General features: G+C 72.0%; 22 protein-coding genes. 15 read left to right on the top strand and 7 right to left on the bottom strand.

The features are described 5' to 3' along the window. The first annotated feature begins 64 nt into the window (after positions 1–64). Complete coding sequence (locus IRQ30_RS06895; protein WP_338089600.1) at positions 65–1243, top strand: MFS transporter; 1179 nt, start codon at positions 65–67, stop codon at positions 1241–1243. A 3-nt stretch (positions 1244–1246) separates the two neighbouring features. Here IRQ30_RS06895 and IRQ30_RS06890 read toward each other — a convergent pair whose 3' ends face one another. Continuing rightward, positions 1247–1792, bottom strand: a complete 546-nt coding sequence (locus tag IRQ30_RS06890) for a M15 family metallopeptidase (RefSeq protein ID WP_338089599.1) — start codon at positions 1790–1792, stop codon at positions 1247–1249. A gap of 175 nt (positions 1793–1967) precedes the next feature. After that, positions 1968–3371 (bottom strand): serine hydrolase domain-containing protein, encoded by a 1404-nt coding sequence (locus IRQ30_RS06885; protein ID WP_193612226.1) that lies wholly within the window; start codon positions 3369–3371, stop codon positions 1968–1970. Between the two features lie 74 nt (positions 3372–3445). Here IRQ30_RS06885 and IRQ30_RS06880 point away from each other — a divergent pair, with 74 nt between their 5' ends. Then, a complete protein-coding gene (locus IRQ30_RS06880; RefSeq protein WP_193612225.1) occupies positions 3446–4054 on the top strand; it encodes a TetR family transcriptional regulator in 609 nt (202 codons plus the stop codon). An 80-nt stretch (positions 4055–4134) separates the two neighbouring features. Here the strand turns inward: IRQ30_RS06880 and IRQ30_RS06875 are convergent, their stop codons facing one another. Next, complete coding sequence (locus IRQ30_RS06875; RefSeq protein ID WP_193612224.1) at positions 4135–5010, bottom strand: MmyB family transcriptional regulator; 876 nt, start codon at positions 5008–5010, stop codon at positions 4135–4137. Between the two features lie 168 nt (positions 5011–5178). On the opposite strand from IRQ30_RS06875, the gene IRQ30_RS06870 reads away from it, so the two are divergent. From IRQ30_RS06870 to IRQ30_RS06860, 3 genes are all read left to right on the top strand, one after another. Beyond that, the gene (locus IRQ30_RS06870; protein WP_338089598.1) at positions 5179–5700 is read left to right on the top strand and encodes a cyclophilin-like fold protein; all 522 of its coding nucleotides are present in this window, start codon (positions 5179–5181) and stop codon (positions 5698–5700) included. Beyond that, positions 5693–6286 (top strand): sugar O-acetyltransferase, encoded by a 594-nt coding sequence (locus IRQ30_RS23970; RefSeq protein ID WP_276592205.1) that lies wholly within the window; start codon positions 5693–5695, stop codon positions 6284–6286. Before IRQ30_RS06870 ends, IRQ30_RS23970 begins: the two co-directional genes overlap by 8 nt. Before the next feature lie 96 nt (positions 6287–6382). Then, positions 6383–6904: a Dps family protein gene (locus IRQ30_RS06860; protein ID WP_193612223.1), complete on the top strand. Its 522-nt coding sequence runs from the start codon at positions 6383–6385 to the stop codon at positions 6902–6904. Positions 6905–6957: 53 nt separating this feature from the next. On the opposite strand, the gene IRQ30_RS06855 is transcribed toward IRQ30_RS06860, so the two are convergent. Next, complete coding sequence (locus IRQ30_RS06855; protein ID WP_193612222.1) at positions 6958–8823, bottom strand: helix-turn-helix domain-containing protein; 1866 nt, start codon at positions 8821–8823, stop codon at positions 6958–6960. A gap of 208 nt (positions 8824–9031) precedes the next feature. Between IRQ30_RS06855 and IRQ30_RS06850 the strand changes: the two genes are divergently transcribed. The 6 genes from IRQ30_RS06850 (at position 9032) to IRQ30_RS06825 (ending at position 16346) form a co-directional block, all read left to right on the top strand. Then, positions 9032–10318 (top strand): hydroxymethylglutaryl-CoA reductase, degradative, encoded by a 1287-nt coding sequence (locus IRQ30_RS06850; protein ID WP_193612221.1) that lies wholly within the window; start codon positions 9032–9034, stop codon positions 10316–10318. Between the two features lie 118 nt (positions 10319–10436). After that, positions 10437–11324, top strand: a complete 888-nt coding sequence (locus IRQ30_RS06845; RefSeq protein ID WP_193612220.1) for an SMP-30/gluconolactonase/LRE family protein — start codon at positions 10437–10439, stop codon at positions 11322–11324. Positions 11325–11497: 173 nt separating this feature from the next. Next, the gene (locus tag IRQ30_RS06840; RefSeq protein WP_193612219.1) at positions 11498–12652 is read left to right on the top strand and encodes a sugar ABC transporter substrate-binding protein; all 1155 of its coding nucleotides are present in this window, start codon (positions 11498–11500) and stop codon (positions 12650–12652) included. A gap of 35 nt (positions 12653–12687) precedes the next feature. Next, positions 12688–13722, top strand: a complete 1035-nt coding sequence (locus IRQ30_RS06835) for an ABC transporter permease (protein WP_193608397.1) — start codon at positions 12688–12690, stop codon at positions 13720–13722. Further along, positions 13719–15263 (top strand): ATP-binding cassette domain-containing protein, encoded by a 1545-nt coding sequence (locus tag IRQ30_RS06830; protein WP_193612218.1) that lies wholly within the window; start codon positions 13719–13721, stop codon positions 15261–15263. Before IRQ30_RS06835 ends, IRQ30_RS06830 begins: the two co-directional genes overlap by 4 nt. A 105-nt stretch (positions 15264–15368) precedes the next feature. Beyond that, positions 15369–16346 (top strand): hypothetical protein, encoded by a 978-nt coding sequence (locus IRQ30_RS06825; RefSeq protein WP_193612217.1) that lies wholly within the window; start codon positions 15369–15371, stop codon positions 16344–16346. A 54-nt stretch (positions 16347–16400) separates the two neighbouring features. On the opposite strand, the gene IRQ30_RS06820 is transcribed toward IRQ30_RS06825, so the two are convergent. Together IRQ30_RS06820 and IRQ30_RS06815 are read right to left on the bottom strand one after the other, a co-directional pair. Then, complete coding sequence (locus IRQ30_RS06820; RefSeq protein WP_193612216.1) at positions 16401–16547, bottom strand: hypothetical protein; 147 nt, start codon at positions 16545–16547, stop codon at positions 16401–16403. 56 nt (positions 16548–16603) lie between these two features. Continuing rightward, the gene (locus tag IRQ30_RS06815; protein ID WP_193612215.1) at positions 16604–18424 is read right to left on the bottom strand and encodes an N-acyl-D-amino-acid deacylase family protein; all 1821 of its coding nucleotides are present in this window, start codon (positions 18422–18424) and stop codon (positions 16604–16606) included. Between the two features lie 69 nt (positions 18425–18493). On the opposite strand from IRQ30_RS06815, the gene IRQ30_RS06810 reads away from it, so the two are divergent. Then, on the top strand, positions 18494–18772 hold the full coding sequence (locus IRQ30_RS06810; protein WP_193608393.1) for a DUF3311 domain-containing protein: 279 nt from the start codon (positions 18494–18496) through the stop codon (positions 18770–18772). Then, positions 18769–20472, top strand: a complete 1704-nt coding sequence (mctP, locus tag IRQ30_RS06805; RefSeq protein WP_338089597.1) for a monocarboxylate uptake permease MctP — start codon at positions 18769–18771, stop codon at positions 20470–20472. The genes IRQ30_RS06810 and mctP overlap by 4 nt, the downstream gene beginning before the upstream one ends. Positions 20473–20527: 55 nt before the next feature. Here mctP and gabT read toward each other — a convergent pair whose 3' ends face one another. Continuing rightward, on the bottom strand, positions 20528–21847 hold the full coding sequence (gene gabT, locus IRQ30_RS06800; protein WP_193612214.1) for a 4-aminobutyrate--2-oxoglutarate transaminase: 1320 nt from the start codon (positions 21845–21847) through the stop codon (positions 20528–20530). Between the two features lie 30 nt (positions 21848–21877). On the opposite strand from gabT, the gene IRQ30_RS06795 reads away from it, so the two are divergent. Continuing rightward, complete coding sequence (locus IRQ30_RS06795) at positions 21878–22981, top strand: 1-deoxy-D-xylulose-5-phosphate reductoisomerase (protein ID WP_193612213.1); 1104 nt, start codon at positions 21878–21880, stop codon at positions 22979–22981. Beyond that, positions 22978–24339 (top strand): site-2 protease family protein, encoded by a 1362-nt coding sequence (locus IRQ30_RS06790; protein WP_193612212.1) that lies wholly within the window; start codon positions 22978–22980, stop codon positions 24337–24339. Before IRQ30_RS06795 ends, IRQ30_RS06790 begins: the two co-directional genes overlap by 4 nt. Positions 24340–24411 lie beyond the last annotated feature (72 nt).

Here is a 24411-nt window from a genome sequence, read left to right as displayed (position 1 = left end):
CGAGCCTACGTTCCGCCGCCTGGCGCGTTGTCCGAGACATCGTCGACGCCACTAGAGTGCGCGCGTGGCGACGAGTCGGGTTCCGGCCTGGCTGCGGGTCGCCGCGGCGCTGTTCGCCGTGGGGTGGGGCGCCAACCAGTTCGCCGCCATGCTGCTCGTCTACCGCGAGGAGAGCGGCGCCTCGAGCGAGGCCGTCACGGCGCTCTTCGGCGCCTACGCCCTGGGCCTGATCCCCGCGCTGCTGGTCGTCGCCCCGATCTCGGACCGGATCGGCCGGCGCAAGGTCATGCGCCCGGTCCTCGTGCTGTCGGTGATCGCCACGGTCGTCCTTCTGGTCGGCGGTGACCACCAGGCCGTCCTGCTCCTCGGCCGTCTCGCCGCGGGCGTCGCGTCGGGTGCGGCGTTCGCCCCCGGCACGGCGTGGGTCAAGGAGCTGTCCGCGGACGGCCCTCCGGGCACCGGCGCCCGCCGCGCGACGCTGGCGCTGTCGGCGGGCTTCGGGTCGGGGCCGCTGGTCGCGGGCGTCGTGGCCCAGTGGCTCCCGGCGCCGACGGTGCTGCCCTACGTCCCTCACCTCCTGCTGATGGTCCTCGTCCTCGCCGTCGCGTGGAACGCGCCTGAGGCGACGGTGGTGCGCCACCACGACGAGGCCCGCCGCCGCTCGGGGGTCTGGGAGGCGATGCGCTCGCGACCGTTCGTGCTCGGGATCACCTTGACGGCACCGTGGGTGTTCGGTGCCGCCGCGACCGCCTTCGCCACGGTGCCGACGTTCGTCGACATCGGGCTCGCCCCCGTCGCGGTGACCGGCGCCCTGTGCGGCCTGACGCTCTGGACGGGCGTCGCGGTGCAGCCGCTCGGCCGGCGCCTCGGCGACCCACGGCTCGTGATCGGCGTCGGCCTGGCCGCCGTCGTCGCGGGGCTGCTGGCCGGCCTGCTGCTGGCCTCGACCGGTCAGGCCTGGCTGGTGCTGCCCACCGCGATGCTGCTCGGCACGGCGTACGGCCTGATCCTGGTCGGCGGACTCACCACGGTCGAGGGACTGGCGGACGCCGGCGACCTGGGCGCCCTCAACGCGGTCTTCTACAGCCTCACGTACGTCGGGTTCGGCGCGCCGCTGCTCAGCACCCTCGCCCTGCGGCACCTGTCGCCGGAGGAGCTGATGCTCGTGGGGGTCGCGGTGGTGGCCGTGACCGCCCCCGTCGTGCTCGCGGCGCTCGCCCGCCCGGCGCCGGCTCGCCGCTAGCCGCTAGCCCCGTGCGCTGCCGTCGGGCAGCATCTCGGGGCAGTCCTCGCCGGGCTCGGTGGCCAGCTCGTAGTGCCACATCTCGTTGGCGAACGTCTGGCACAGCCCGTAGCGGTCGCCGTGCTGGCTCAGCCAGCTCAGTGCGTCGGTCGGGCCGATGTCGACGGCCTCGCCCGTGACGTGGGCGGAGACGTCGGGCAGGGCGACGTAGCGCCGAGCCTCCTCCTCGCTGCCGTACCTCTGCACCGCCTCGTCGTACAGTCGCTGCTGGTGCTCGCGGCTGCGCCAGCCGCTGGTCACGAACATGGTCTGACCGTCGGCCCGGGCGTCGCGGGCCGCGGACTGGAGCGCCTCCAGCAGGTCCGGCTCGAGGCGGGAGATGGCCGGGCTCGCCTCGTCGAACGGATCGGTGTAGTCGGAGGTGGTCGGCATCTCGTCGGGCGGGGGCAGGGGCGCATCGCCACCCCCCGAGGCGCGAGCCTCGGAGCGGCGGTCGGGCTCCTGCGTGTCCGAGTCGGTGCCGGCGCACCCGACGGTCGCGAGGGCCACGACGAGGAGGCTCGCGGTCAGGGGAGCGCGGCGTCGAGCCACGCGGGCGGGGAGGGAGCGATGTCTGGTCACGTCGGCAACGCTGTCAGCCACAGCCGTCCCGGACCTCCCCCTCAGGGTCCGGGCCGTCCGCCCGGAGGGCCGCGCACCTCCTCCGGGCGGCTCGCCGGTCTGGTCAGAGGCGGCGGTGCGCGCGGCCCCCGAAGTGGAGGTACGTCGGACGCGCGCCGACCTCCTCGGGGTTGAAGAACGCGGCGAGCAGATCGGCGTCGGCGATCGGGAGCTTGAGCATGAACGAGTCGTCACGCTCGACCGGCACCAGCGGCAGGTCGACCATCGGCGGCCAGCCCTGGTCCTCGGCGATCCCGTGGGACGGCGTGACCGTCGTCAGCAGGCGCCCGGAGTCGTCAGCGCGGATCTCGAAGGTGAGGCCCTCGCGCTGGTAGGTGCCGGTGTAGCGCTCGGGCTCGGCCACCCCCACCTCCTCGAGCAGTGCGGGGTCGGGGCGGGGGCCGACGCCCAGGCGCCTGCCGAAGAGCCAGTCGGCCAGCTCGCGGTAGAGGTTCAGCGCGCTCTCGACGTTGGTCTGCAGGCAGAAGCCGAACCGCTCCTCGGGAGCGACCCGCATGAACGCGTTCTGCCCGATCGAGTTGCCGTCGTGGCCGACGACGGCGACGTCGCCCCAGTGGTCGAGGATCCAGCCGAGGCCCCACCCCTGGCCGAGCACCGAGTCGTCGACCAGCTCGACCTGCTGCTCCAGCATGCTGGCGGTGAGACCGGCGTCCAGCAGGCGGGTGCCGTCCGGTGCCACGCCACCGTCGAGGTGGAGCCGCGTGAACGTGAGGACGTCGCCGGCCGACGCGACCACGGCGCAGCCCATCGGACCGAAGGCGCGCCAGAGCCCCCAGGTCGGGCTGACGACCAGCGTCGACGGGTCGTCGGGGTCGGCCACGTGGCCGACCGAGGTCGGGTGGACGATCGCCTCGTCCGCGAAGGAGACCGTGTGCTCCAGGCCCAGGGGCGCGAAGATCCGGTCGCGCAGCGCCTGCTCGAACGTCGTCCCGAGGAGCACCTCGACGATCCGGCCGAGCAGCGAGAAGCCGCTGTTGCTGTAGCTCCAGATCAACCCCGGGGGAGCGATCTGCGGCAGGTCGGCGCACCCGGCGACGTAGCGCTCGAGGGCGTCGTCGCCGCGGCCGGTGTCGGTGAAGTGGTCGCCGTCGAAGCCGCTGGTGTGCGTCAGCAGGTCGCGCGGCGTGACGGTGTCGCGGGCGCGGTGGTCGGCCACCTCGAAGTCCGGGAGGTAGGTGCGGATCGGGGTGTCGAGGTCCAGCTTCCCCTCGTCGACCAGCATCATCACCAGCGTCGCGGTGTAGAGCTTCCCGATCGAGCCGGGCAGGAAGAGCGCGTCGGTGGTCGTCGGCTGCCGGGTGCGCAGGCTCAGGACGCCGGCGGCCACCTCGGTGACGGCGTCGCCGTCGAGGACGGCCAGCTGGGCGCCGGGGACGTCGTACTTCTCGATCAGCTCGGCGAGCTTCTGCTCGAGCTCCTGGGACGTGAACATCGGGGTCTCCCTCATCGCTGGACCTACACTGTAGGTCGCACCTTACCTACACTGTAGGTAAGGCTGTCAATGGGGTTATGCTCCGGCCTGTGGCGGCACTGACGCGAGAGCGGATCCTGGCCTGCGCGGTGGCCATGGCCGACCGCGACGGGCTCGACGCGCTGACCCTGCGACGCATCGCGGGAGAGCTGGGCGTCCACGTGACCTCGCTCTACAACCACGTGGAGACGCGGGACGCGATCACCGACGGCATCGTCGAGACCCTGCTGGACGAGGCGCACCTGCCCGTCACTCCGCTGGGGTGGGAGGAGTGGGTCCGCAGCTTCTTCAACGCCATGGACTCCGTGGCCGGTCGACACCCGGGTGCCTTCGCGGCGTTCTCGCACCGACCGGTCCAGGGCCCGCGAGCGGCGGCGTCGTTCGAGGTGGCCCTGGGCGCGTTCGCAGAGGCGGGCCTCTCGCCCCAGGACGCCTACGGCGCCGTGAAGTCGGTCGCCTTCATCGGGCTCATGGTCGGCACCGAGCGCAGCATGGCGGCGCGCGGTCAGCAGCTCGAGACGGCGATGGACGAGCTGCCGGCCGAGGCCTTCCCGCGCTTCCACGCCCTCGAGGGCCACGACCCGACCTTCGCCTGGTCGTTCAGCCTGGAGACCCTGGTGGCCGGCCTGCGCGCGCAGATCGCCGCGCTAGGTCAGTGAGACCTTCCCCTCGCACCAGGACGCAGCGCCGGCGGGCCTGAGCCGGGCCGGAGTCGGCACTGGGGCCTGTGGCTGCACGGTCAGGCGTTCGCGCCCGGCAGGTCGGCGGGCGCCGTCCACGAGGCGAGCAGCCGCAGGCGCTCGGCGGAGGGGGAGCCCGGCTCGGCGGTGTAGACGAGGAGCGCCAGTCCCGGCTCCGCGGTGATCGCCAGCTCCTCGTAGGCCAGGGTCAGCTCGCCGACGACCGGGTGCTCGAAGCGCTTCCTGCCGGCACCGTGGGTGCGCACGTCGTGGTCGGCCCACAGACGGCGGAACGTGTCGCTGAGGGTGGACAGCTCGCCGACGAGGTCCTGGAGCCCCCGGTCGTGCGGGTCGCGGCCGGCCTCGGCCCGCATGTTGGCGACGCACATCGCGGCGAACAGCTCCCAGTCGGGATAGAAGTCGCGGGCGGCCGGGTCGAGGAACTGGAAGCGAGCGAGGTTCGGAACCCGTCCGCCGTCGCCGATCACCGGCGAGTAGAACGCTCGGCCCAGGGCGTTGGTGGCGAGCAGGCTCTGGTGCCCGTCCCGGATGAAGGCCACGCCGTCGGTGATGGCGTCGAGGGCCCAGCGCAGGCTCGGTCGCGACACCGCGCGCGTCGGCGTACGTCGGCGCGCCCGGCCGGACGTGGGGACGCCGTCGGCGGCGCGCGCCAGGTCGTGGAGGTGGGCGCGCTCGGCCTCGTCGAGCTGCAGCGCCCGGGCCAGCGCCTCGAGCACGCCGGAAGAGGCGCCGGCGACCTGGCCGCGCTCGAGCCGCGCGTAGTACTCGACGCTGAGCCCCGCCAGCGTGGCGACCTCGCTGCGGCGCAGTCCCGGCACCCGGCGCGTGCCGGTGCTCGGCAGCCCGACCTGGTCCGGGGTCAGACGGGCGCGACGCGTGGTGAGGAACTCGCTGACGTCACGACGGTTGTCCACGTCGTCGAGCCTAGGCCGACGGCGCGGCGTCGGTGGCGGCGAGACGTGCCCTGCTGGTGCACCCCTCGCCAGTGCCTTCCAACCGGCTCGCGGGTCCGGTTGGCTTGCGGTGTGCGAGGACGAGACGTGGGAGGACGGAGACGGACCCGATGCGTCGTGGGCGTGGGCGTGGCCGTGCTGTCGGTCGTCGTCGGCGCGGTCGCGGGCTGCGGGGGCTCGTCGGGTGACGAGGACGCCCCTGACGGTGCGACGTCGGCTCCCGCCGCCACGTCCTCTCCCACCGACCGGGCCACGCCCACCGAGCCGGCCACGACCCCCGAGGAGCCCGACATGAGGATCCGCCTGACGATCGGCGACCAGCGCCTGGAGGCCACGCTCACCGACAGCGCGGCCTCCCGCGACCTGCTGGCCCAGCTGCCGGTGACCATCGACATGAGCGACCACGGCGGTGTCGAGAAGACCGGCCCGCTGCCGGCGCCACTCTCCACGGACGGTCAGCCCGACGGGTCGGACCCCGACCCCGGCGACGTCGGCTACTACGCGCCCGGCCACGACCTGGTCCTCTACTACGGGGACCAGTCCTACTTCCCGGGCATCGTGGTCCTGGGCAGGCTCGACGGGGGAGTCGCCGAGAGCATCGCGGAGCTGGGCGGCGCCGTCACCGTCACCGTGGAGGCCTCCGATGACTGATCTGGAGCAGTTCCTGGCGCACGTCCGGTTCGGAGCGGTGATCGAGGGCGGCTCCGACCTCCACCGCTTCATGCACGGTGCCGCGCAGGAAGCCCTGCGGACCGTCGCCGAGCTCAACAGCGGCTACCGCACCCCCGAGGAGGTCCGTGCCCTGATGAGCGAGCTGACCGGCGCCGAGGTGGACGAGTCGGTGACGGTGTTCCCGCCTTTCCACAGCGAGTTCGGCAAGAACCTCACCTTCGGCAGGAACGTCTTCGTCAACCTCGGCTGCCGCTTCCAGGACACGGGCGGCATCTCGATCGGCGACGGATCGTTGATCGGCCACGGGAGCACGCTGACCACCCTCAACCACGCGGTCGACCCCGATCGGCGCGCGGACATGGTGCCGGCGCCGATCGTGATCGGTCGCCAGGTCTGGCTCGGAGCGGCCGTCACGGTCGTGCCGGGCGTCACGATCGGCGACGGGGCGATCGTCGGGGCCGGCGCGGTGGTCACCAAGGACGTGCCCGCGCACACGATCGTCGCCGGCGTCCCCGCCAGGGTGGTGCGCGCGACGGGGTTCGGGGGCGGGCGGGTGCCGGCGTAGACCGCTGAGCCTAGGCTCGCCTTACTGGAACCATTCCAGAAAAGCCGCTTTGATGGACGGACAGCACCACGTTCGTCGAGACGAGAGGCGTCATCCATGACCCAGACCATGAGCCCCCAGCACACCGCCCACCCGGCCTTCCAGGCCACGCCCCAGCTCGGCGGCCACCTCCAGCAGCTCCTCGTGGACCTGACCGACCTGCACCTGCAGGGCAAGCAGCTGCACTGGAACGTCGTCGGCAAGAACTTCCGCGACACCCACCTGGTGCTCGACGAGGTCGTCGACGCCGCGCGCGAGTTCTCCGACGTCGTGGCCGAGCGCATGCGGGCCGTCTACATCACCCCCGACGCGCGCTCCAAGACGGTCGCGGCCACCACGAGCCTGCCCGACCTCCCCACCGAGGAGATCGACACCGCCGACACCGTCGACGCGATCGTGGCCGCGCTCTACGCGACGGCCGGCACGGCTCGCCGCATCCACGACGACGTCGACGCCGAGGACCCCACCTCCGCCGACATCCTGCACACCATCCTCGAGCGCCTCGAGCAGCTCGCCTGGATGATCGACGCCGAGAACCGCGTCGCCAACAACAGCATCCCGCGCTCCATGCACAAGTGACCATGCACCAGTGACACCGCCTGCGGCACCGCCGACCGTCCTCGCGTGACGGCTCAGGTGGTGGCGAGCGGCCGCAGCCGGTGCAGCCTGAGCGCGTGGTGGATGTCCAGCTGACGGCTCCCGCGCCAGGTAGGTCCGAGCACGCGGTCGATCCTGGCGAGGCGCTGGGTGACCGTGTTGACGTGCACCCCGATGTGGGCGGCGGCGGCGGTCGCGTTGGTGGAGCAGTCCAGGTAGGCCAGCGCGGTGGCGGCGAGGTCGGTGTGGTGGCGGTCGTCGTACTCCAGCAGGGAGCCGACGGTACGCCGGATCAGCCGGTCGAGCGTGGCGCCGGCGCCGGGCGTCAGCAGCAGCGAGTAGACCCCGAACTCCGCCGACGTCGCCCACTCGTGTGCTCGACCGAGGTGGCGCATCAGGCGCAGGCACTGGGTGGCCTCGCGGTGGCTGCCGTGGAGCTCGTCGGGGGACAGCACGTTGCCGGCGGCGGCCACGGTGAGCTCCTCCCCGGTCGCGGTCCGCATGGCCTGCCAGAGGCGCTCGGCCGCCTCCTCGGCCTCCATCGGGGTGATCACCACGATGTGGTCGTCGTGCAGCGCCGAGAGTCCTCCGCTCGTGCGACACAACGCGGCGCAGGCTGCCAGCTGCCGAGCGAGGCGGTCGTGGCTGACCTCCGAGACGACGACGCTCACCTCGCGCCCCAGCAGCCCGTGGCGTCGCGCCAGGCGCTGCACGGTCTCGAGGTCGGCCCGTCGCTCGGCGAGCAGCATGCGCATCGTCTCGCCGGCGGCGCGGATGTCCGCCTCGACCGCGGCCACGTCGGCGAGTAGGGACAGGGCGATGGTCTGGGTGGCGCGCTCCAGGGTGCGGATGTCCACGTCGGTGAGCTCGCGCCGCACCGTGAGGACGACCGCGCCCAGGTAGCGGTTGCCCGCGGAGGCGGCCGAGACGTGCCACTGCCGGCCGTCGAAGGCCGCGACGTGGACCGAGCGCCCCGCCTCGCGGCTCGCCTCGAGGGCGCGCGTCACCTCGAGGGGGTACGGCGGCACCGGCGCCACGTCGCCGGACGACGCCAGGACCAGCCCCGCGTCGTCGACCATCGCGACCGCGCCGTCCAGGGCCTCGGCCACGACGGAGACGATCCGGTCGATGCCGTCGCCGCGCAGCAGCACGGCGGTCAACCTGCCGTGCACCTCGGCTGAGGTCTCGACCGCGGCCGTGTGCGCGCGCAGCGTGACCGTCGTCGCCTCGAGCTCCGAGAGCGCCTCCATCTGCGCGTTGAACAGGAACGCGTTGTCGAGGGCCACGGCCGCGTGGGCCGCCAGCGACGACACGAGGTCGACCTGGCGATCGGTGAACGGCTCGCTGCGACGGCGTGCCGCGAAGAGGATCCCGAGCAGCCTGCCGTCCACCTCGAGGGGCACCCCCAGCAGGGCGACGATGCCTTCGGTGGAGACCTGGCGGTCGAGGTACTCGCTGTGGGCGAAGGCGTCGGTCTCCTGGTAGTTCGCCACCTGGAACGGCCGCCGGCTGCTCGCGACCTCCCCGCCGACGCCGCTGCCGACGCTGACGCGGGTGCCGAGGAACGCCGGAGAGAGCTGCCCGGCCCACGCGCGTACAGCGAAGTGGTCCACGTCGTCGGTCCGCGCCGACAGGTAGGCGACGTCGCAGGCGAGCAGCCGCCGGGTGCGGTCCGTCACCGCCTGGAGCGCGTGCTCGAGGTCCCGCACCTTCGTGAGGTCGCGTGCCGCCTCGTAGAGCGCGCTCAGCTCGGCCTCCCGGCGCTCGTGGGCGAGCATCAGCTCGCGCAGCTGCGTCACCCTCCCGAGGGTCTCGGGCTGCTCGGCGACCAGGCCGTCCAGGAGGGCGGCCAGGGACGCCGAGGAGGCGGCGGAGATCTGGGGGTCGGCTTGCGGAGCCATGGGTTCCTCCGGAGTGCTGGCCGAGACGAGCGAGACCGCGGTCATGTGTGGAACCCACCCAGAAGGACCCAAGGCCGTGTGGTTCGACCATATCCCGCGCCGCATCGCGTGCATAGCGTGGCGCCACCGCCCTGCAGCGGCCGCCACGAGTGCCGGTGTGCCAGGACTGCGGGCGATCAGCCAGCCACCGAACGAGGAAGAAGCCCCCATGACCAGCACCAGCCGGATCAGCGGATTCAGGAACCTGTCGATCGACGAGCGACGGGAGCGCGCGGTCGCCGCCGCGGGCCTGGAGCCGCACCGCCTCGACGTGCTGAGCCCGGACCGGGGCCTGAGCCTGGACCAGGCCGACCACATGGTCGAGAACGTGATCGGCGTCCTCGGCGTGCCCGTGGGGCTCGCCACCAACTTCGTCGTGGACGGACGCGACGTCCTGGTGCCCATGGCGACAGAGGAGCCGTCCGTGGTGGCGGCGGCGAGCAACCTGGCTCGCATGACGCGGGAGCACGGAGGCTTCGTGACGTCCTCCACCGCGCCGCTCATGCAGGCGCAGGTCCAGGTCGTCGACGTGGTGGACCCGGAGGGAGCCCGGATGCGGCTGCTGGCGGCCGCGTCCGAGCTGATCGAGCTGGCCAACGCCCAGGACCCCGCCCTCGTCGCCTTCGGCGGCGGGGTGCGCGACATCTCGGTGCGGGTCATCCCGAGCTCGCGCCAGACCTACGTCGTCCTGCACCTGATCGTGGACGTGCGCGACGCCATGGGCGCCAACGCGGTCAACACCATGGCGGAGGCCATCGCGCCGAGGGTCGCCGAGATCGCCGGGGGACGCACCCTGCTGCGGATCCTCACCAACAAGGCCGACCTGCGCATCACCCGCGTCAGCGCGGTGTTCGACCGGGAGCTCCTGGGGGGAGTCGAGGTGGTCGAGAACATGGTCGACGCCGCCGAGTTCGCGGTGGTCGACCCCTACCGTGCTGCCACGCACAACAAGGGCATCATGAACGGCATCACCGCCGTCGTCCTCGCCACGGGCAACGACACCCGCGCGGTCGAGGCGGGCGCCCACTCGCACGCCATCGGCCTGGACGGCCGCTACACCTCGATGTCGCGCTTCGAGAAGGACGCCGACGGACACCTGGTGGGCACGCTCGAGCTGCCGATGCCGGTGGGCCTGGTGGGTGGGGCGACGAAGGTGCACCCCGTCGCCCAGGCGAACGTCGCCCTCCTCGGCGCGACCACCGCCGACGAGCTGGCCGCCGTCATCCTGGCCGTCGGTCTGGCGCAGAACGCCGCCGCGGTGCGCGCCCTCGCCACGGAGGGGATCCAACGCGGTCACATGTCCCTCCACGCACGCAACGTCGCCGTCTCGGCGGGGGCGGCGAAGGAGGAGGTCGACGCCGTGGTGTCACGGATGATCGAGGCCAAGGCCGTCCGCGCCGAGTACGCCGAGCAGGTGCTCGCCGAGATGCGGACGCCGAGCGGCGGCGTGAGGTGATCGCCCTACATGCGTCGGCAAAGTGTGCGGTTCACACATGGCGACCATCACAGCCCCTCCCTACCGTGGACACGTCGACCCACCGACGACCGTCCGACCCGAACCCCGCGAGGCACCCATGACTGACACCACCACCGTCCTGACCGGGCTGCACTTCGCGGAGGCACCGACGCTGGGGCCCGACGGCCACCTGTACCTGTCGGACTTCTACGCCCACGAGGTCCTCCGGGTCGACGTGACGGACTGGTCGACCACGGTCGTCGCGACAGTCGAGGAGCAGCCCTCGGGTCTGGGGTGGCTGGCCGACGGCTCGCTGCTCGTGGTGTCGATGAACGACCGTCGCCTGCGCCGGCTCGACCCCGACGGGACGCTGCACGACCACGCCGACCTCTCCGGCGTCGCTCGCGGCTCCGCCAACGACATGTACGTCGACCAGCAGGGGCGGGCCTGGGTGGGGGACTTCGGCTTCGACTTCTACGGCCTGCTGCGTGACGAGCCCGACGCGGACCCCCTCTTCGGTCCCGACGCCGACCCGCCGACCGCCTCCATCGCGCTCGTCACCTCCGACGGCACCGTCACCCGAGCCGCGGAGGGCCTGCAGTTCCCCAACGGCATGGTCGAGCTCAGCGACGGCCGCCTGGTGGTCGCCGAGACCGTCGGCAAGTGCCTCACCGCCTTCGACGTCGACGGGCACCGCCTCATCAACCGCCGTCTGTACGCCGACCTGCGCACGGCCGGCCCGGGAGGCGCCGCCGTGCTGCCGGACGGCATCTGCGTGGACGCCGAGGACGGGATCTGGGTCTCGGACCCTGCCGGCAGCGGGGCGGTCCGCATCGCGGGTGGCGAGGTGCGCGAGAGGGTCTCCACCAGCCAGCCGTGCTTCGCCGTCGGTCTGGTCGGCGACCAGCTCGTCTGCTGCACCGCCGAGTCCTCCAACCCGAACGTCGCCGGCACCCGGCGGACCGGGCGCCTGGAGGTCTGCACCGTCACGGTCCCCGGGCCCTGAACCGGCGGTGCCGTCGGCCCCCGCCGTCGCACCGTCGCACTGATCGTCGGCGCTCGCCAGGAGCCCGGCGCGCTCGACCCTGCCACCGCTCGGGTGCGGCAGCCCTGCCCGCTCACACCGCACCACCCGCGACACGTCGGACGACGGTCGCCTCGACACGAAGGAACGCTGCCATGCACGCACGCCTCACGCGCCACCCCGGTCCCCTCAAGCGGGGCCTCGCGATCGCCGCCGTCACTGCGACCGGGCTCGCCCTCGCCGGCTGCACCAAGGACTCCGCCGACGACGAGCAGGCCGCTCCGAACACCCCCGCGGTGAGCGCGGCCGCCGGCGCCGACAAGATCTGCGGCGACTACAAGAACAAGACCATCGGCGTCGTCCACCTCACCACCGCCGACGAGAACGAGGCGACGCTCGTCACCGCCCTCAAGGAGGCGTCGACGGCCGCCGGCCTCGACTGGACCTTCAAGGAGGCCGACTCGCAGGGGAGCGCGGAGAAGTCGCAGCAGGCGGTCTCCACGTTCGTGAACCAGGGGGTCGACGCGATCTTCCTCATGGTGGTCAACACCCGCGACCTGCAGGCGCAGCTGGAGGACGCCAAGGACGCGGGGATCCCGGTCTTCGGCCAGTGGTCGTTCTCCGAGCTCGACCCGCTGCTCGTGCAGGACTACACGCCGATCCCGGCGGCCGACGCCTCCGCACTGGCCCAGCAGATGTTCAGCACGCTGTACCTGGAGCACCCGGAGGGCGACATCGAGGTCGCCCTGGTCAACACCGACCTGGACATCCTCGCCGCCCGCAACGCCGCCGTCCGGAGCCTCGCGGAGCTCTACCCGCGGGTCCAGCTCGTCGACAGCGCCGACATCGACTTCACCGACATCTCGGGCTCGACCAAGCGGATCGTCGACGGGTTCATGGCGAAGTACCCGGACCTCGACGCGATCTGGACGAACTACCCGGTCGCGGGCCCCGCGGCGGCCCAGTCGATCCTGGCCGCCGACAAGGACATCAAGGTCTTCACCCACGTCGCGCAGTCCGAGGGCATCACGGCCCTCAAGGACCCGAAGAACCCGCTGACCGCCATGCCGTGGCTGGACTTCGACTACGAGTCCTACCACTCCGTCGAGGGGATGCTGACGCACTTCGCCGGCGAGGAGCCGGACCGCCTCGAGGGCTACCAGGACCCGGTGCCGTTCAAGGTCTTCACCAAGGACACCGCTCAGGAGATCACCGGGGCCGGAGTCGCGGCCGGCATCGGCTGGACCTCGCAGGACGGGCTGTGGAAGCAGCCCCTCGTCGACACCTGGGGCTCCAAGTTCCCGTGCTGACCGAGCACCCCGCCGACCCGACGAAACGAGGCACCATGTCGACCACGACCAACAGCGCCGACGACGTGGCGCGCTCCGCTGCCGCGGACGCGCACACGCACGACGTCCCGGAGCCGCGCAGCGTCGTGCTGCGACGGCGCTTCGGGCCCTGGGGGGTGCCGGTGATCATGCTGCTGATGGTCGCGGTGTTCCAGTCCCAGAACAGCACCTTCCTGACCGTCGACAACGTCTGGACGATCCTCGAGTCGGCCGCGCTGCCCGCGATGGTGGCCTGTGCGCTGACCGTGGTGCTGGTCATGGGCGAGTTCGACCTCTCGGTGCAGGCGGTGGCGGGGTTCGCGACCACGACCTTCGCGGCCCTCATGGCCAACTGGAACTACACGACCATCACCGCGGTCGTGATCATGCTCGCTGTCGGGCTGGCGATCGGCGCGCTCACGGGCTGGCTGGTCGCCTACCAGGGCCTGAACGCGCTCGTGGTCACCATCGGCTCCGCCTCGCTGCTCAACGGCGGTGAGTTCCTGGTCTCCGACTCCAAGTCCATCTCGACCGGCATCGACCCGGCGTTCGTCGACTTCGTGAGGTCCGACCTGGTCGGCGTTCCCGTCCTGGTCCTCATCGCCCCGCTCGTGGCGGCGGTCCTGTGGGCGGTGCTGGACCGCACCGCACTGGGACGGGAGCTGCGGGCGATCGGCGCCAACCGCGAGGCCGCGCTGTTCGCGGGCGTCAACGTGCGGCGGACGATCCTGATCGGGTTCGTCATCACGGCGTTCGTCTGCACGATGGCCGGCATGTTCTACACCGGACGTGCGGGCCAGGCCTACCCGATGACGGGACTGCAGGTGCTGCTGCCGTCGTTCTCCGCCTGCTTCATCGGTGCGGCGATGTTCCGGGTCGGTGAGTTCAACATCCCCGGCACCGTCGTGGGGGCCGTGCTGGCCTCGATGGTCCCCAACGGCCTGCTCCTCGCCGATGTCAGCGGCTACTCGACCTACTTCTTCCAGGGCGGGATCCTCATCCTCGCGGTCGGCTTCGCCCGCATCGTCGCCGGCGGGCGGCGCAGCCGGTGACCCGCGAGGCGAGCAGCGCCGTCGGCAGCGGGGGGCCGGCGGTCCTCGACGCCGCCCCGGCACGCCTGAGCGTCGACGGTGCCACCAAGACGTACGGCGGTGCGGTCGCGCTCGACGACGCGACGCTGCGGGTGGGTGCGGGGGAGATCGTCGCGCTCGTCGGGCACAACGGTGCCGGCAAGTCGACGCTCAGCAAGATCATCTCGGGCTACGAGCGCCCGGACACGGGGGTGATCAGCATCGACGGGGACGTCGTGCACCTCCGCTCGCCCAAGCAGGCCCTCGGCGAGGGGATCGCCCTGGTGCCGCAGCAGCTCGCGGTGATCGGCTCCATGACGGTGCAGCAGAACCTCCGTCTCGGACTCGGCGCGGCCCCGCACGACCTCGAGGCGGTGGCGGAGCGGGTCGGGCTCCGGAGTGCCCTGCACACGCGGCTCGACCGGCTGGGGCCCGCGGCCCAGCGGCTGGTCATGATCGGTCGCAGCCTGCTGCGCAGGCCCAAGCTGCTGATCCTCGACGAGCCCACCGCCGCGTTCTCGGTCGCGGAGACGGAGCGGCTGTTCGCGATCATCCGCGACCTCACCGCGGAGCAGATCTCGATCATCTACATCTCCCACCGGCTGGAGGAGATCATCGCGATCGCCGACCGCGTGGTGGGCATGTCGCAGGGCCGCATCATCACGCAGCTGTCGACGACCGACCTGACCACGGACCAGCTCGCCGACATCATCGCCGGCGGTGCGGACGCCCACGCCCCGGAGGCGCAGGGCGAGGTCACGTTCGTCCCGGCGGACGCGACGCCGGTGAGCGACCGGAAGGTGCTGGAGGTGACGGGGCTGCGCACCGCCGCCAAGGCGGGTGCGGCGACGTTCACGATCCGCTCCGGTGAGGTCGTGGGACTCACCGGCCTCGTCGGTGCCGGCCGGAGCACGCTGCTGAACGCCCTGTGGGGCGCGGGTGCGCCCGTGCTGGAGGGGTCGGTGGCGGTCGAGGAGACGCCGTTCACGCCGTCCTCGCCGAGGCGGGCCATGGCGCGCGGCCTCGTGCTGATCCCGGAGGGTCGTCAGCGGACGTCGCTGATCCCCGGGATGACGGTGCGCGAGAACGCCGCCCTCCCCACGTCGCGGCGCCGCCGGCTCGGGCCGACACCGTTCCTGGACCGACGCCGTGAGCGTCAGGAGGTGGCGTCGCTGCTCGCCGACCTGGACACCAAGCCCGACCGAGCCGTCGACATGCCGATCCACGCGCTCTCCGGCGGCAACGCGCAGAAGGTCGTCCTGGCCCGCTGGCTGATGATGCCCTCGGACGTGGTGCTGCTCGACGAGCCCTGCGAGGGCGTCGACGTCCGGGCGCGCAACGAGATCCATGCCGTGCTGCGACGCCTGGCCGACCAGGGCAAGGGCGTGCTCGTGAGCTCGTCGGACGTCGAGGAGCTCGTGGAGGCCACCGACCGGATCCTGGTCATGCGTGACGGCGAGATCGTGGCCGAGCTCGCCGGACCCTCCATGACGGTCGAGCGGGTCAACCGCGCCTGCCTCTGACCGACAGCCTCGCGTCGCGGGTCGGTGTCCAGACGCTACCTAAGTCGGCCGGCAGTGGCCCTCCGCTCCTGGTGGGTGCCGCAAGCCGGCTGGTGCACTCGAGGCGTGCGTACTCGCTGGCTCCCGGTCCTCGGCGTCCTCCTGCTGTCGCCGGTGTGTGCGGAGTACCTGTCGGCGTACGACGTCTCGGCCGACGGCCTGCTGACGCTGCTCGGCGGGCTCCTCGTGCTCGCCCCGTTGTACGGCGCGCCGGCGCTGCTGGCGCGCGAGCTCGCCGTACGCCGCGGTCTCGGCTGGCGGGGCCTGCTGCTCCTGGTCACCGCGCTGGGGGTGCTGCAGGCCGTCGTCGTCGACCAGAGCGTCGTCAACGCCGACTACCGTGACTTCGCCGGCTGGAGCGAGCTCTGGCAGCCGACCTACGTGCCGGCCCTGGACCTCTCGGCCTACGCCGCGGTGGCGTTCGTGCTCGGTCACACGTCGGCCTCCTTCGGCGCCCCGCTCGCGATCGTCATGGTCGCCTCCCGCGACGGAGCGCGACCCTGGCTCGGTCGCGGGTCCGCGCTGACACTCGGCGTCCTGTACGTCGGCGCGGCCGGGTTGGTCCACGCGGACCACCTCTCCGCAGAGGGCTGGCAGCTGTCCGCGACGCAGCTGGTGGGCGCGGTCGCCCTCGTGGCGATCCTGATCTGGTGGGCGCTGCGCCCGTGGCGGACACCGCCCCGCGCCTGGCGGCCGCCGACGCCGGCGGTGCTGGTGCTGCTGGGCGTGATCGTGGAGGGAGCGCTCGGCTGGTCCGTGGTGTGGCCCGCCCTGGTGGTGACGGTCGCCGGACTCGGCGTCGTGGCGCTCGCGCTGGTGCACTGGGGCGCGAGTCCGGCCTGGACGGACCGCCACCTGGCGGGGCTGGCGGTCGGCGTGCTCCTGTCCCGGGCGCTCGGCGGGTTCCTGGTCGTGCCGGTCGAGGGTGACCGCAACCCCACGACGTACCTCGTCAACGTCGGGGCCACGCTGCTCGTGCTGGCTCTCGGTGCCCTGGCGTGGCGAACGACGCGCCGCGTGGTCCGCTCGCCGGACGACTGCTGATCAGGGACCGGTCGCGAGGTCGGTGACCGAGCACTCGGGGGTGTCGTAGGACGCCTACCGCCAGAGCAGGAAGTCCGCGTCGGGGTCGACGGTCATCTCGTGGGTGCGGCCCTCCACGAAGTCGGCGTCCGAGGGCCAGTAGGAGTAGTCGGACGAGGAGACGAGCAGGAAGCCTGCGGCCAGCACGCCGGTGACTGCCATCAGCACGCCGACCACGACCGCCGTGACGAGACGGGCGCTCCGCCCGTGGGGCGTGCTCAGGGCGCCGTCGCCACGGCGGGGGAGACCGCGGGCGCGCTCGGGCGCACGGCGGGCGCCTTCTCGCCGGCGCGCAGGAAGCGGCCCGTCCGCTCCCTGCCGAGCACGTCGGTCGCGTCGCCGTCGCGCCAGACCACCCGTCCGCCGACCATCACCAGCGGCACGGTCGCGTCGTTGCGGTTGACCATGCGGGAGAGCCCGTCGTACTGCGCGACCGGCGCCTCGGCGTACTCGGTCAGCGAGTCGTCGAGCCGGGTCGGGTCGAGCAGGAACAGGTCGGCGCGGTCGCCGAGGCGCAGGTGGCCGGCGTCGATGCCGTACCAGTCGGCCAGCTCGCCGGTGAGGCGGTGGACGGCGCGCTCCATCGGCATGAACGGGCGGCCCGCCTGCTCGGCGTCGCGGACGTGCTTGAGCAGCCGCAGGCCGAAGTTGTAGAAGGCCATGTTGCGCAGGTGGGCGCCGGCGTCGGAGAAGCCCATCTGCACGCCGGGGCTCCTCGCCATCTTCTTCAGGATCTCGGGGCGGTGGTTGGAGATGGTGGTGCGCCAGCGCAGGGCGGTGCCGTGCTCGAGGACCAGGTCGAGGTAGGCGTCGACCGGGTGCAGGCCGCCGCGCTCGACGCCGACCTGCCCGAAGGACTGGCCGATCACCGACGCGTCGGGGCACTCGACGATCTCGGCGTCGAAGAAGTCGCGGTGCCAGACGCGGGGGCCGTACTTGGAGTCGTAGTCCTTGCGGAAGCGGCGGCGGTAGTCCTCGTCGCGCATCAGCTCGTCGCGCGCCATCTTCTCCTGGAGGTGCAGGGCGGCGGCGCCGGAGCCGAACTCCTCGAAGATCACCAGGTCGATGCCGTCGGCGTAGACCTCGAACGGCACGGGCAGGTGCTGCCAGCGGAAGTCGGCGCCGGCGCGGTTGACCACCGCAGCCAGCAGTCGCATCAGGTGGATGATGAACGGGATCGCCTTGATGTCGGCGGCCGAGAGCAGGCTGGTCTTGAGCGGCTTGTTCTTCCCGAGCCCGATCGAGCCCAGGCCGATCGAGCCCAGTGCCTGGGTGACGATCGTGTGCGGGTGGCTGGCGTCGGGGCCGGCCTGGAGGGCGCGCTCGCGCGAGCGCAGGATGCGGCGCAGGCCGCGCATCTCGCGCCACTTCGCGTACGTCGACGGCAGGGTGCGCGAGCGGCACGCGTCGCCGTCGAGCTTGTCGAAGAGCAGCTGCTGCGCCGACATCCCGACGAAGCCGGCGTCGAGCGCCTCGGTGAGCATCGACTCCATGCGCGACTGCTCGCCGCGCGACGGCTTGACGTTCTTGCGGGTGGCGCGGTCCAGGCCCATGGTGGCGGTGCGCATGTCGGAGTGGCCGATGAACGCCGCCAGGTGCGGGCCGAGCGGCAGCGACTCCAGCGCGGCGACGTACTCCTGCGCCGAGGACCACGTCTTGGCCTCCTCGACGGAGCGGATGACGTGCTGGCGGGGGATGGCCTCCACCCGGCCGAAGAGGTCGCCGGCGTCGACGCCGCCGACGTGGACCGTGGAGAGCGAGCACGAGCCGAGCAGGATCGTGGTGACGCCGTGGCGCAGCGACTCCGGCAGGTGGGGGTCCTGGAGCACCTCGACGTCGTAGTGGGTGTGGATGTCGACCATCCCGGGGAGCACCCACCGCCCCGCCGCGTCGATCACCTCGGGGCAGCCCGTGGGGTCGAGCGGCTCGACCGAAACCTCCACCACGTGGCCGTCGCGGATGCCGAGATCGCGTCGCGCGGGGGCCGCACCGGTGCCGTCGAACCACAGGCCGCCGGTGATGATCGTGTCGAAGGTCATCCTCGGATCGAACCGGACCGATTGACACGCGTCAAGGGGTGGCGCCGATCACAGGTAGCCTCCCGCCTCATGAGTCTCGGGAAAGACGCATCTCGCACCGGCACGCCCGACGTCCCGGTCACCGACAAGCGCAAGATGGCGGCGGCCGGCGTGCTGCTCGCCCTGCCGGTCATCGCCCTGATGTGGGTGTCCAGCTATGCGCGGGAGGATCCGAAGCTCTTCGGCTTCCCGTTCTTCTTCTGGTACCAGTTCCTCTGGGTCTTCCTGTGCTCCGGGATGACCTGGGGCGCCTACCGGCTCACGCTGTCGGCGCGCCCCCCGCGCACGCCGAAGGGTGAGGACCGGTGAGCGCGCCGGTGGGCGGGGTGGTGACCCCGATGGTGACCGGCGGCGGCGTCAACACCGTCGCCCTGGTCGTCCTGATCGCGCTCTTCCTGGTCGTGACCGTGCTGGGGTTCATGGCCTCGCGCTTCAAGCGCGCCGAGAGCCTGGACACCCTGGACGAGTGGGGCCTGGGCGGTCGCAAGTTCGGCACCTGGATCACGTGGTTCCTGCTGGGCGGGGACCTCTACACCGCCTACACCTTCGTGGCCGTGCCGGCCGCGATGTTCGCCACCGGGGCCGTGGCCGGCTTCTTCGCGGTGCCCTACACGATCGTGCTCTACCCGATCATCTTCATCTTCATGGCGCGGCTGTGGTCGGTCAGCCACCGCCACGGCTACGTCACGACCGCCGACTTCGTGCGCGGGCGCTACGACGACCGCTCACTGTCGCTCGCGGTCGCGGTGACCGGCTTCATCGCGACGATGCCCTACATCGCGCTTCAGCTCGTCGGCATCCAGGCGGTGCTCGAGGTGGCCGGCGTCGGCGGCTCGGACAACATCATCGCCAAGGACGCGCCGCTGCTGGTGGCCTTCGCGGTGCTGGCCGCCTACACCTACTCCTCGGGGCTGCGCGCGCCCGCGGTGATCGCCTTCGTCAAGGACATCCTCATCTACGTCGTCATCATCGTGGCGATCGTCTACCTCCCCTCGCAGGTCGGCGGCTGGGACAACATCTTCGGCGCGGCCGAGGAGAAGATGGCCGCCACCAACGAGGTCACCGGCAAGCCGCAGGGCTCGTTCATCCCGGGCACCGGCGCGATGTGGGCCTACGCCACGCTGGGCCTCGGGTCGGCGCTCGCGCTGTTCATGTACCCGCACTCGATCACCGCGAGCCTGTCGTCGGGCAGCCGCAACACCGTGCGGCGCAACGCGGCCCTGCTGCCGGCGTACTCCTTCGTGCTGGGGCTGCTCGCCCTCCTCGGCTGGGTCGCGATCGCCGCCGGCACGGACCCCACCGGCCTCGACGGCGAGATCAACCCGCAGCTGGTGATCCCGCAGCTGTTCGAGGACTTCTTCCCGAGCTGGTTCGCCGGCGTGGCGTTCGCGGCCATCGCGATCGGCGCGCTGGTGCCGGCCGCGATCATGTCGATCGCGGCGGCCAACACCTTCTCCCGCAACATCTACAAGGAGTGGCTGAAGAAGGACGCGACGCCCGAGCAGGAGGCCAAGGTCTCCAAGCTGATGTCGCTGGTGGTCAAGGCGTTCGCGCTGGTCTTCGTGCTGACGCTCGACAAGCAGAACGCCATCAACTTCCAGCTGCTCGGCGGCATCTGGATCCTGCAGACCTTCCCGGCCATCGTGTTCAGCCTCTACACGCGGTGGTTCCACCGCAAGGCGATGCTCGTGGGCTGGGCGGCCGGCATGGTCTACGGGACGGTCGAGGCCTACCAGGTCATCAACCCCGCCACCGGGAAGCACTTCGGCGGCTCGCTGGGGGAGATCCCCGGCCTGGGCGACATGGGCTACATCGCGATGACGGCGTTCGCCCTCAACCTCGTCGTCACCGTCCTGCTCTCGCTGGCCCTGAACTCCCTCAAGGTCTCCAACGGCCGCGACGCCACCGAGCCCGGCGACTACTTCGCCGACGCCGACGACCCGCGCGTCCAGACCGACCTCGCCCACTCCGACGACGCGTGGCGCGGAGAGCCCGAGGCCAAGGCCTGACCTCTCGGCACGGTGGTGGAGGTGCGAGCGCAGCGAGCCTCGAAACCACCCACCGCTACGCGGTGGCGGCGAAGGCCTCCTCGACGACGTCGAACGCCTCGGCGAGCAGCGCGTCGGGGATGGAGAGCGGCGGCAGGAAGCGGAAGACGTTGCCGTAGGTGCCGCAGGTGAGGACGACGACGCCCTGGGCGTGGCAGTGGGCCGCCACGGCGGCCGTGCGGACGGGGTCGGGGTCGGTGGTGCCGGGGGTGCACAGCTCCACGGCCATCATCGCGCCGCGACCGCGCACGTCGCCGATCACGGCGTAGGTCTCCTGCAGCGAGGCGAGCCGGCCGGCCATGGTCGCGCCGATCTCGCGGGCGCGGGCGGGCAGGTCGTGCTCGCGCATCTCCTCGATCGCCCCCAGGGCGGCGGCGCAGGCCACCGGGTTGCCGCCGTAGGTGCCGCCGAGGCCGCCGGCGTGCACGCTGTCCATGAGCTCGGCGCGCCCGGTGACCGCCGCCAGCGGCAGTCCGCCGGCGATCCCCTTGGCGGTGGCGACGAGGTCCGGCACGACCCCCTCGTCGTCGCTGGCGAACCAGGCGCCGGTGCGGCAGAACCCCGACTGGATCTCGTCGGCGACGAGGACGACGCCGTTCTCGCGCGCCCACGCCGCGATCGCGGGCAGGAAGCCCGGCGCCGGGACGATGAAGCCGCCCTCGCCCTGGATCGGCTCGATGACCACGCACGCGAGGTTGGCCGCCCCGACCTGCTTCTCGAGCACGTCGATGGCGCGGGCAGCGGCCTCCTCGCCGGAGAGCCCGTCGCGGAACGGGTAGGACATCGGGGCGCGGTAGACCTCGCCGGCGAAGGGTCCGAAGCCGTTCTTGTAGGGCATGTTCTTGGCCGTCATGGCCATCGTGAGGTTCGTGCGGCCGTGGTAGGCGTGGTCGAAGACGGCGACCGCGTCCTTGCCGGTGGCGACGCGGGCGACCTTGACGGCGTTCTCGACGGCCTCCGCGCCGGAGTTGAACAGCGCCGACTTCTTGGCGTGGTCGCCCGGCGTCAGCTCGGCCAGCTCGGCGCACACGTCGACGTAGCCGTCGTACGGCGTGATCATGAAGCAGGTGTGCGTGAACGCCGCCAGCTGCTCGCTCGCCCGTCGTACGACGTGGGGCGCGGCGTTGCCGACCGTGGTCACGGCGATGCCGGAGCCCAGGTCGATCAGGGAGTTGCCGTCGACGTCCTGCAGCACGCCACCGCCGGCGGCCACCACGAAGACCGGCAGCATCGTGCCCACGCCGTCGGCGACGTGCTGCCGCTTGCGCTCGAGGCGCCGCAACGACTCCGGGCCGGGGACGGCGGTGACGAGGCGGCGTTCCTGCGCGATGTCCATGGCTGGACATTAGTGCGGGAGGATGGCCGCGTGAGAGACGTCGCGATCCTGGGCAGCACCGGCTCCATCGGAACCCAGGCCCTGGACCTGGTCCGCGCCAACCCCGACCGCTTCCGGGTGGTCGCCCTGACGGCGGGCGGATCCAACCCCGAGCTGTTCGAGCAGCAGGTGTCGGAGTTCGCGGCGACGTGCCCCGACCTCTACTCCGGACTGGGGGAGGACGCCTCCGTCGAGGCTGCCTCGCGGCCGTGCGACGTCGTGCTCAACGGCATCACCGGCGCCGTCGGCCTGCGCCCCACCCTGGCCGCGCTCGACGCCGGCACCACGCTGGCGCTGGCCAACAAGGAGTCGCTCATCATGGGCGGACCGCTGGTCCTGGAGCGCGCCGCGCCCGGCCAGCTGGTGCCGGTCGACTCCGAGCACAGTGCGCTCGCCCAGTGCCTGCGCGGCGGCAGCCCCGAGGAGGTGCGCCGGCTGGTGCTCACCGCCAGCGGCGGGCCGTTCCGCGGGCGGACCCGCGACGAGCTCACGGAGGTCACCCCCGAGCAGGCGATGGCGCACCCGACCTGGGACATGGGACCGGTCATCACGATCAACTCGGCGACGCTCGTCAACAAGGGCCTGGAGGTCATCGAGGCCCACCTGCTCTTCGGGATCCCCTTCGACCGGATCGAGGTCGTGGTGCACCCCACGTCGGTCGTGCACTCGATGGTGGAGTTCGTCGACGGCTCCACGCTGGTGCAGGCCAGCCCGCCGACCATGTTGATCCCGATCGCCCTGGGACTCTCCTGGCCGGACCGGGTGCCCGACGCGGCGCCCCCGGTCGACTGGAGCCGCCCGGAGACGTGGGAGTTCTTCCCGCTCGACGACGAGGCGTTCCCGGCGGTCTCGCTGGCCCGCCGGGCGGGGGAGCGGGGTGCCACCGCGCCGGCGGTCTACAACGCGGCCAACGAGGTGTGCGTGGAGGAGTTCCGGGCGGGTCGCCTGGCGTTCACCGACATCGTGCCGACGGTGGACGCGGTGCTTGCACGTCACGACGTACCCTCGGAGGACGGGCTGAGCGTCGACGACATCCTGACCGCCGACGCCTGGGCCCGCACCGAGACCAGCACCCTGATCGGGAGACCTGCGTGACCGCCCTCTTCTACCTGCTCGGCGTCGTCCTCTTCGTCGCCGCCATCCTGGTCTCGATCGGGCTGCACGAGCTCGGCCACATGATCCCCGCCAAGCGCTTCGGCGGGAAGGTCACCCAGTACTTCATCGGCTTCGGGCCCACCGTCTGGAGCAAGCAGGTCGGCGAGACCGAGTACGGCGTGAAGGCGATCCCGCTCGGCGGCTACGTCAAGATCGTCGGGATGCTGCCTCCCGGCGCCGACCAGCTGGCCGACGAGGTGAGCGTCGACGCCGACGGCAACACCGTCACCCGGGTCCGCAAGTCCAACACCGGCATGTTCACCCAGCTGATCTCCGACGCCCGCGCGGCCGAGTGGGAGCTGGTCAAGCCCGAGGACAACGACCGGCTCTTCTACAAGATGGCGTCCTGGAAGAAGGTCGTCGTGATGGCGGGCGGGCCGACCGTCAACCTGCTGATCGCGTTCTTCATCTTCTGGGGCGTCTTCGCGACCTACGGGCAGAAGTCCGTCGAGGTGGAGCCCGGGCAGCCGGTGGTGAGCAGCGTCAACCGCTGCGTGCTGGCCTTCGAGGACGAGGGCAGGAAGTGCACGGCCGAGGACCCCGCCGCCCCGGCGTACGAGGCGGGCCTGCGTCCCGGCGACACGATCACGACCTTCAACGGCACCGCCGTCACCAGCTGGGACCAGCTGCGCGACCTGATCCGCGGCAACGACGACGGTGACGCCGTCATCGGCTACACCCGCGACGGCCAGGCGCTCACCGGCACCACCAGCACCACCGTGCAGCCGCGGCCGACCTCCGAGACCGACGACACCCTGCGCAAGGTCGGCTTCCTCGGGGTCAGTCCCGAGAGCCGGATCGTCACCGAGACCGGTGGCCCCATCTACACCCTCGACCAGATGGGCACGATGACGGTCGAGACCGTCAAGGCCCTCGGCACCCTCCCGGTCAAGGTGTGGGACGTCGCCCAGGCCATCGTCGGCCTCGAGGAGCGCGACCCCACGGGCCCGGTCAGCATCGTCGGCGGCGGGCGCATCGCGGGGGAGACGGTCTCCCACGAGGAGTTCCCGGTCACCGAGAAGGCCGTCTTCCTGCTGATGCTGATCGCCGGCTTCAACCTCTTCATCGGCCTCTTCAACTTCATCCCGCTCCTGCCCCTCGACGGCGGCCACATCGCCAGCGCACTGTGGGAGGCGGCCCGCCGCCGCCTCGCTCGCCTGCGCGGCCGCCCCGACCCCGGCTACGTCGACGCCGCCAAGCTCCTCCCGGTCGCCTACGTCGTCGCCTCGGCCATGCTCGTCATGGGCGTCGTCCTCATCGTCGGCGACCTCGTCGTCCCCCTCCACCTGGAGTCCTGACCCGAGCCTCCGGTGGTCGAGGTGCGAGCGCCAGCGAGCCTCAAAACCACCCCTCCGGTGGTCGAGCAGCGA

The organism is Nocardioides lijunqiniae (genome assembly GCF_015024225.1).
Lineage (GTDB): Bacteria > Actinomycetota > Actinomycetes > Propionibacteriales > Nocardioidaceae > Nocardioides > Nocardioides lijunqiniae.
Note: the sequence above shows the minus strand (reverse complement) of the source record. Positions and strands in the feature narration are given on the sequence as shown.

Bases quoted from the DNA above. Each gene is read 5' to 3' on its own strand.
- IRQ30_RS06885 (WP_193612226.1), bottom strand. From the start codon at position 3,371: ATGAGGGAGACCCCGATGTTCACGTCCCAGGAGCTCGAGCAGAAGCTC.
- IRQ30_RS23970 (WP_276592205.1), top strand. From the start codon at position 5,693: ATGACTGATCTGGAGCAGTTCCTGGCGCACGTCCGGTTCGGAGCGGTG.
- IRQ30_RS06860 (WP_193612223.1), top strand. From the start codon at position 6,383: ATGACCCAGACCATGAGCCCCCAGCACACCGCCCACCCGGCCTTCCAG.
- IRQ30_RS06855 (WP_193612222.1), bottom strand. From the start codon at position 8,823: ATGGCTCCGCAAGCCGACCCCCAGATCTCCGCCGCCTCCTCGGCGTCC.
- IRQ30_RS06850 (WP_193612221.1), top strand. From the start codon at position 9,032: ATGACCAGCACCAGCCGGATCAGCGGATTCAGGAACCTGTCGATCGAC.
- IRQ30_RS06845 (WP_193612220.1), top strand. From the start codon at position 10,437: ATGACTGACACCACCACCGTCCTGACCGGGCTGCACTTCGCGGAGGCA.
- IRQ30_RS06840 (WP_193612219.1), top strand. From the start codon at position 11,498: ATGCACGCACGCCTCACGCGCCACCCCGGTCCCCTCAAGCGGGGCCTC.
- IRQ30_RS06835 (WP_193608397.1), top strand. From the start codon at position 12,688: ATGTCGACCACGACCAACAGCGCCGACGACGTGGCGCGCTCCGCTGCC.
- IRQ30_RS06820 (WP_193612216.1), bottom strand. From the start codon at position 16,547: ATGGCAGTCACCGGCGTGCTGGCCGCAGGCTTCCTGCTCGTCTCCTCG.
- IRQ30_RS06815 (WP_193612215.1), bottom strand. From the start codon at position 18,424: ATGACCTTCGACACGATCATCACCGGCGGCCTGTGGTTCGACGGCACC.
- IRQ30_RS06810 (WP_193608393.1), top strand. From the start codon at position 18,494: ATGAGTCTCGGGAAAGACGCATCTCGCACCGGCACGCCCGACGTCCCG.
- gabT (WP_193612214.1), bottom strand. From the start codon at position 21,847: ATGGACATCGCGCAGGAACGCCGCCTCGTCACCGCCGTCCCCGGCCCG.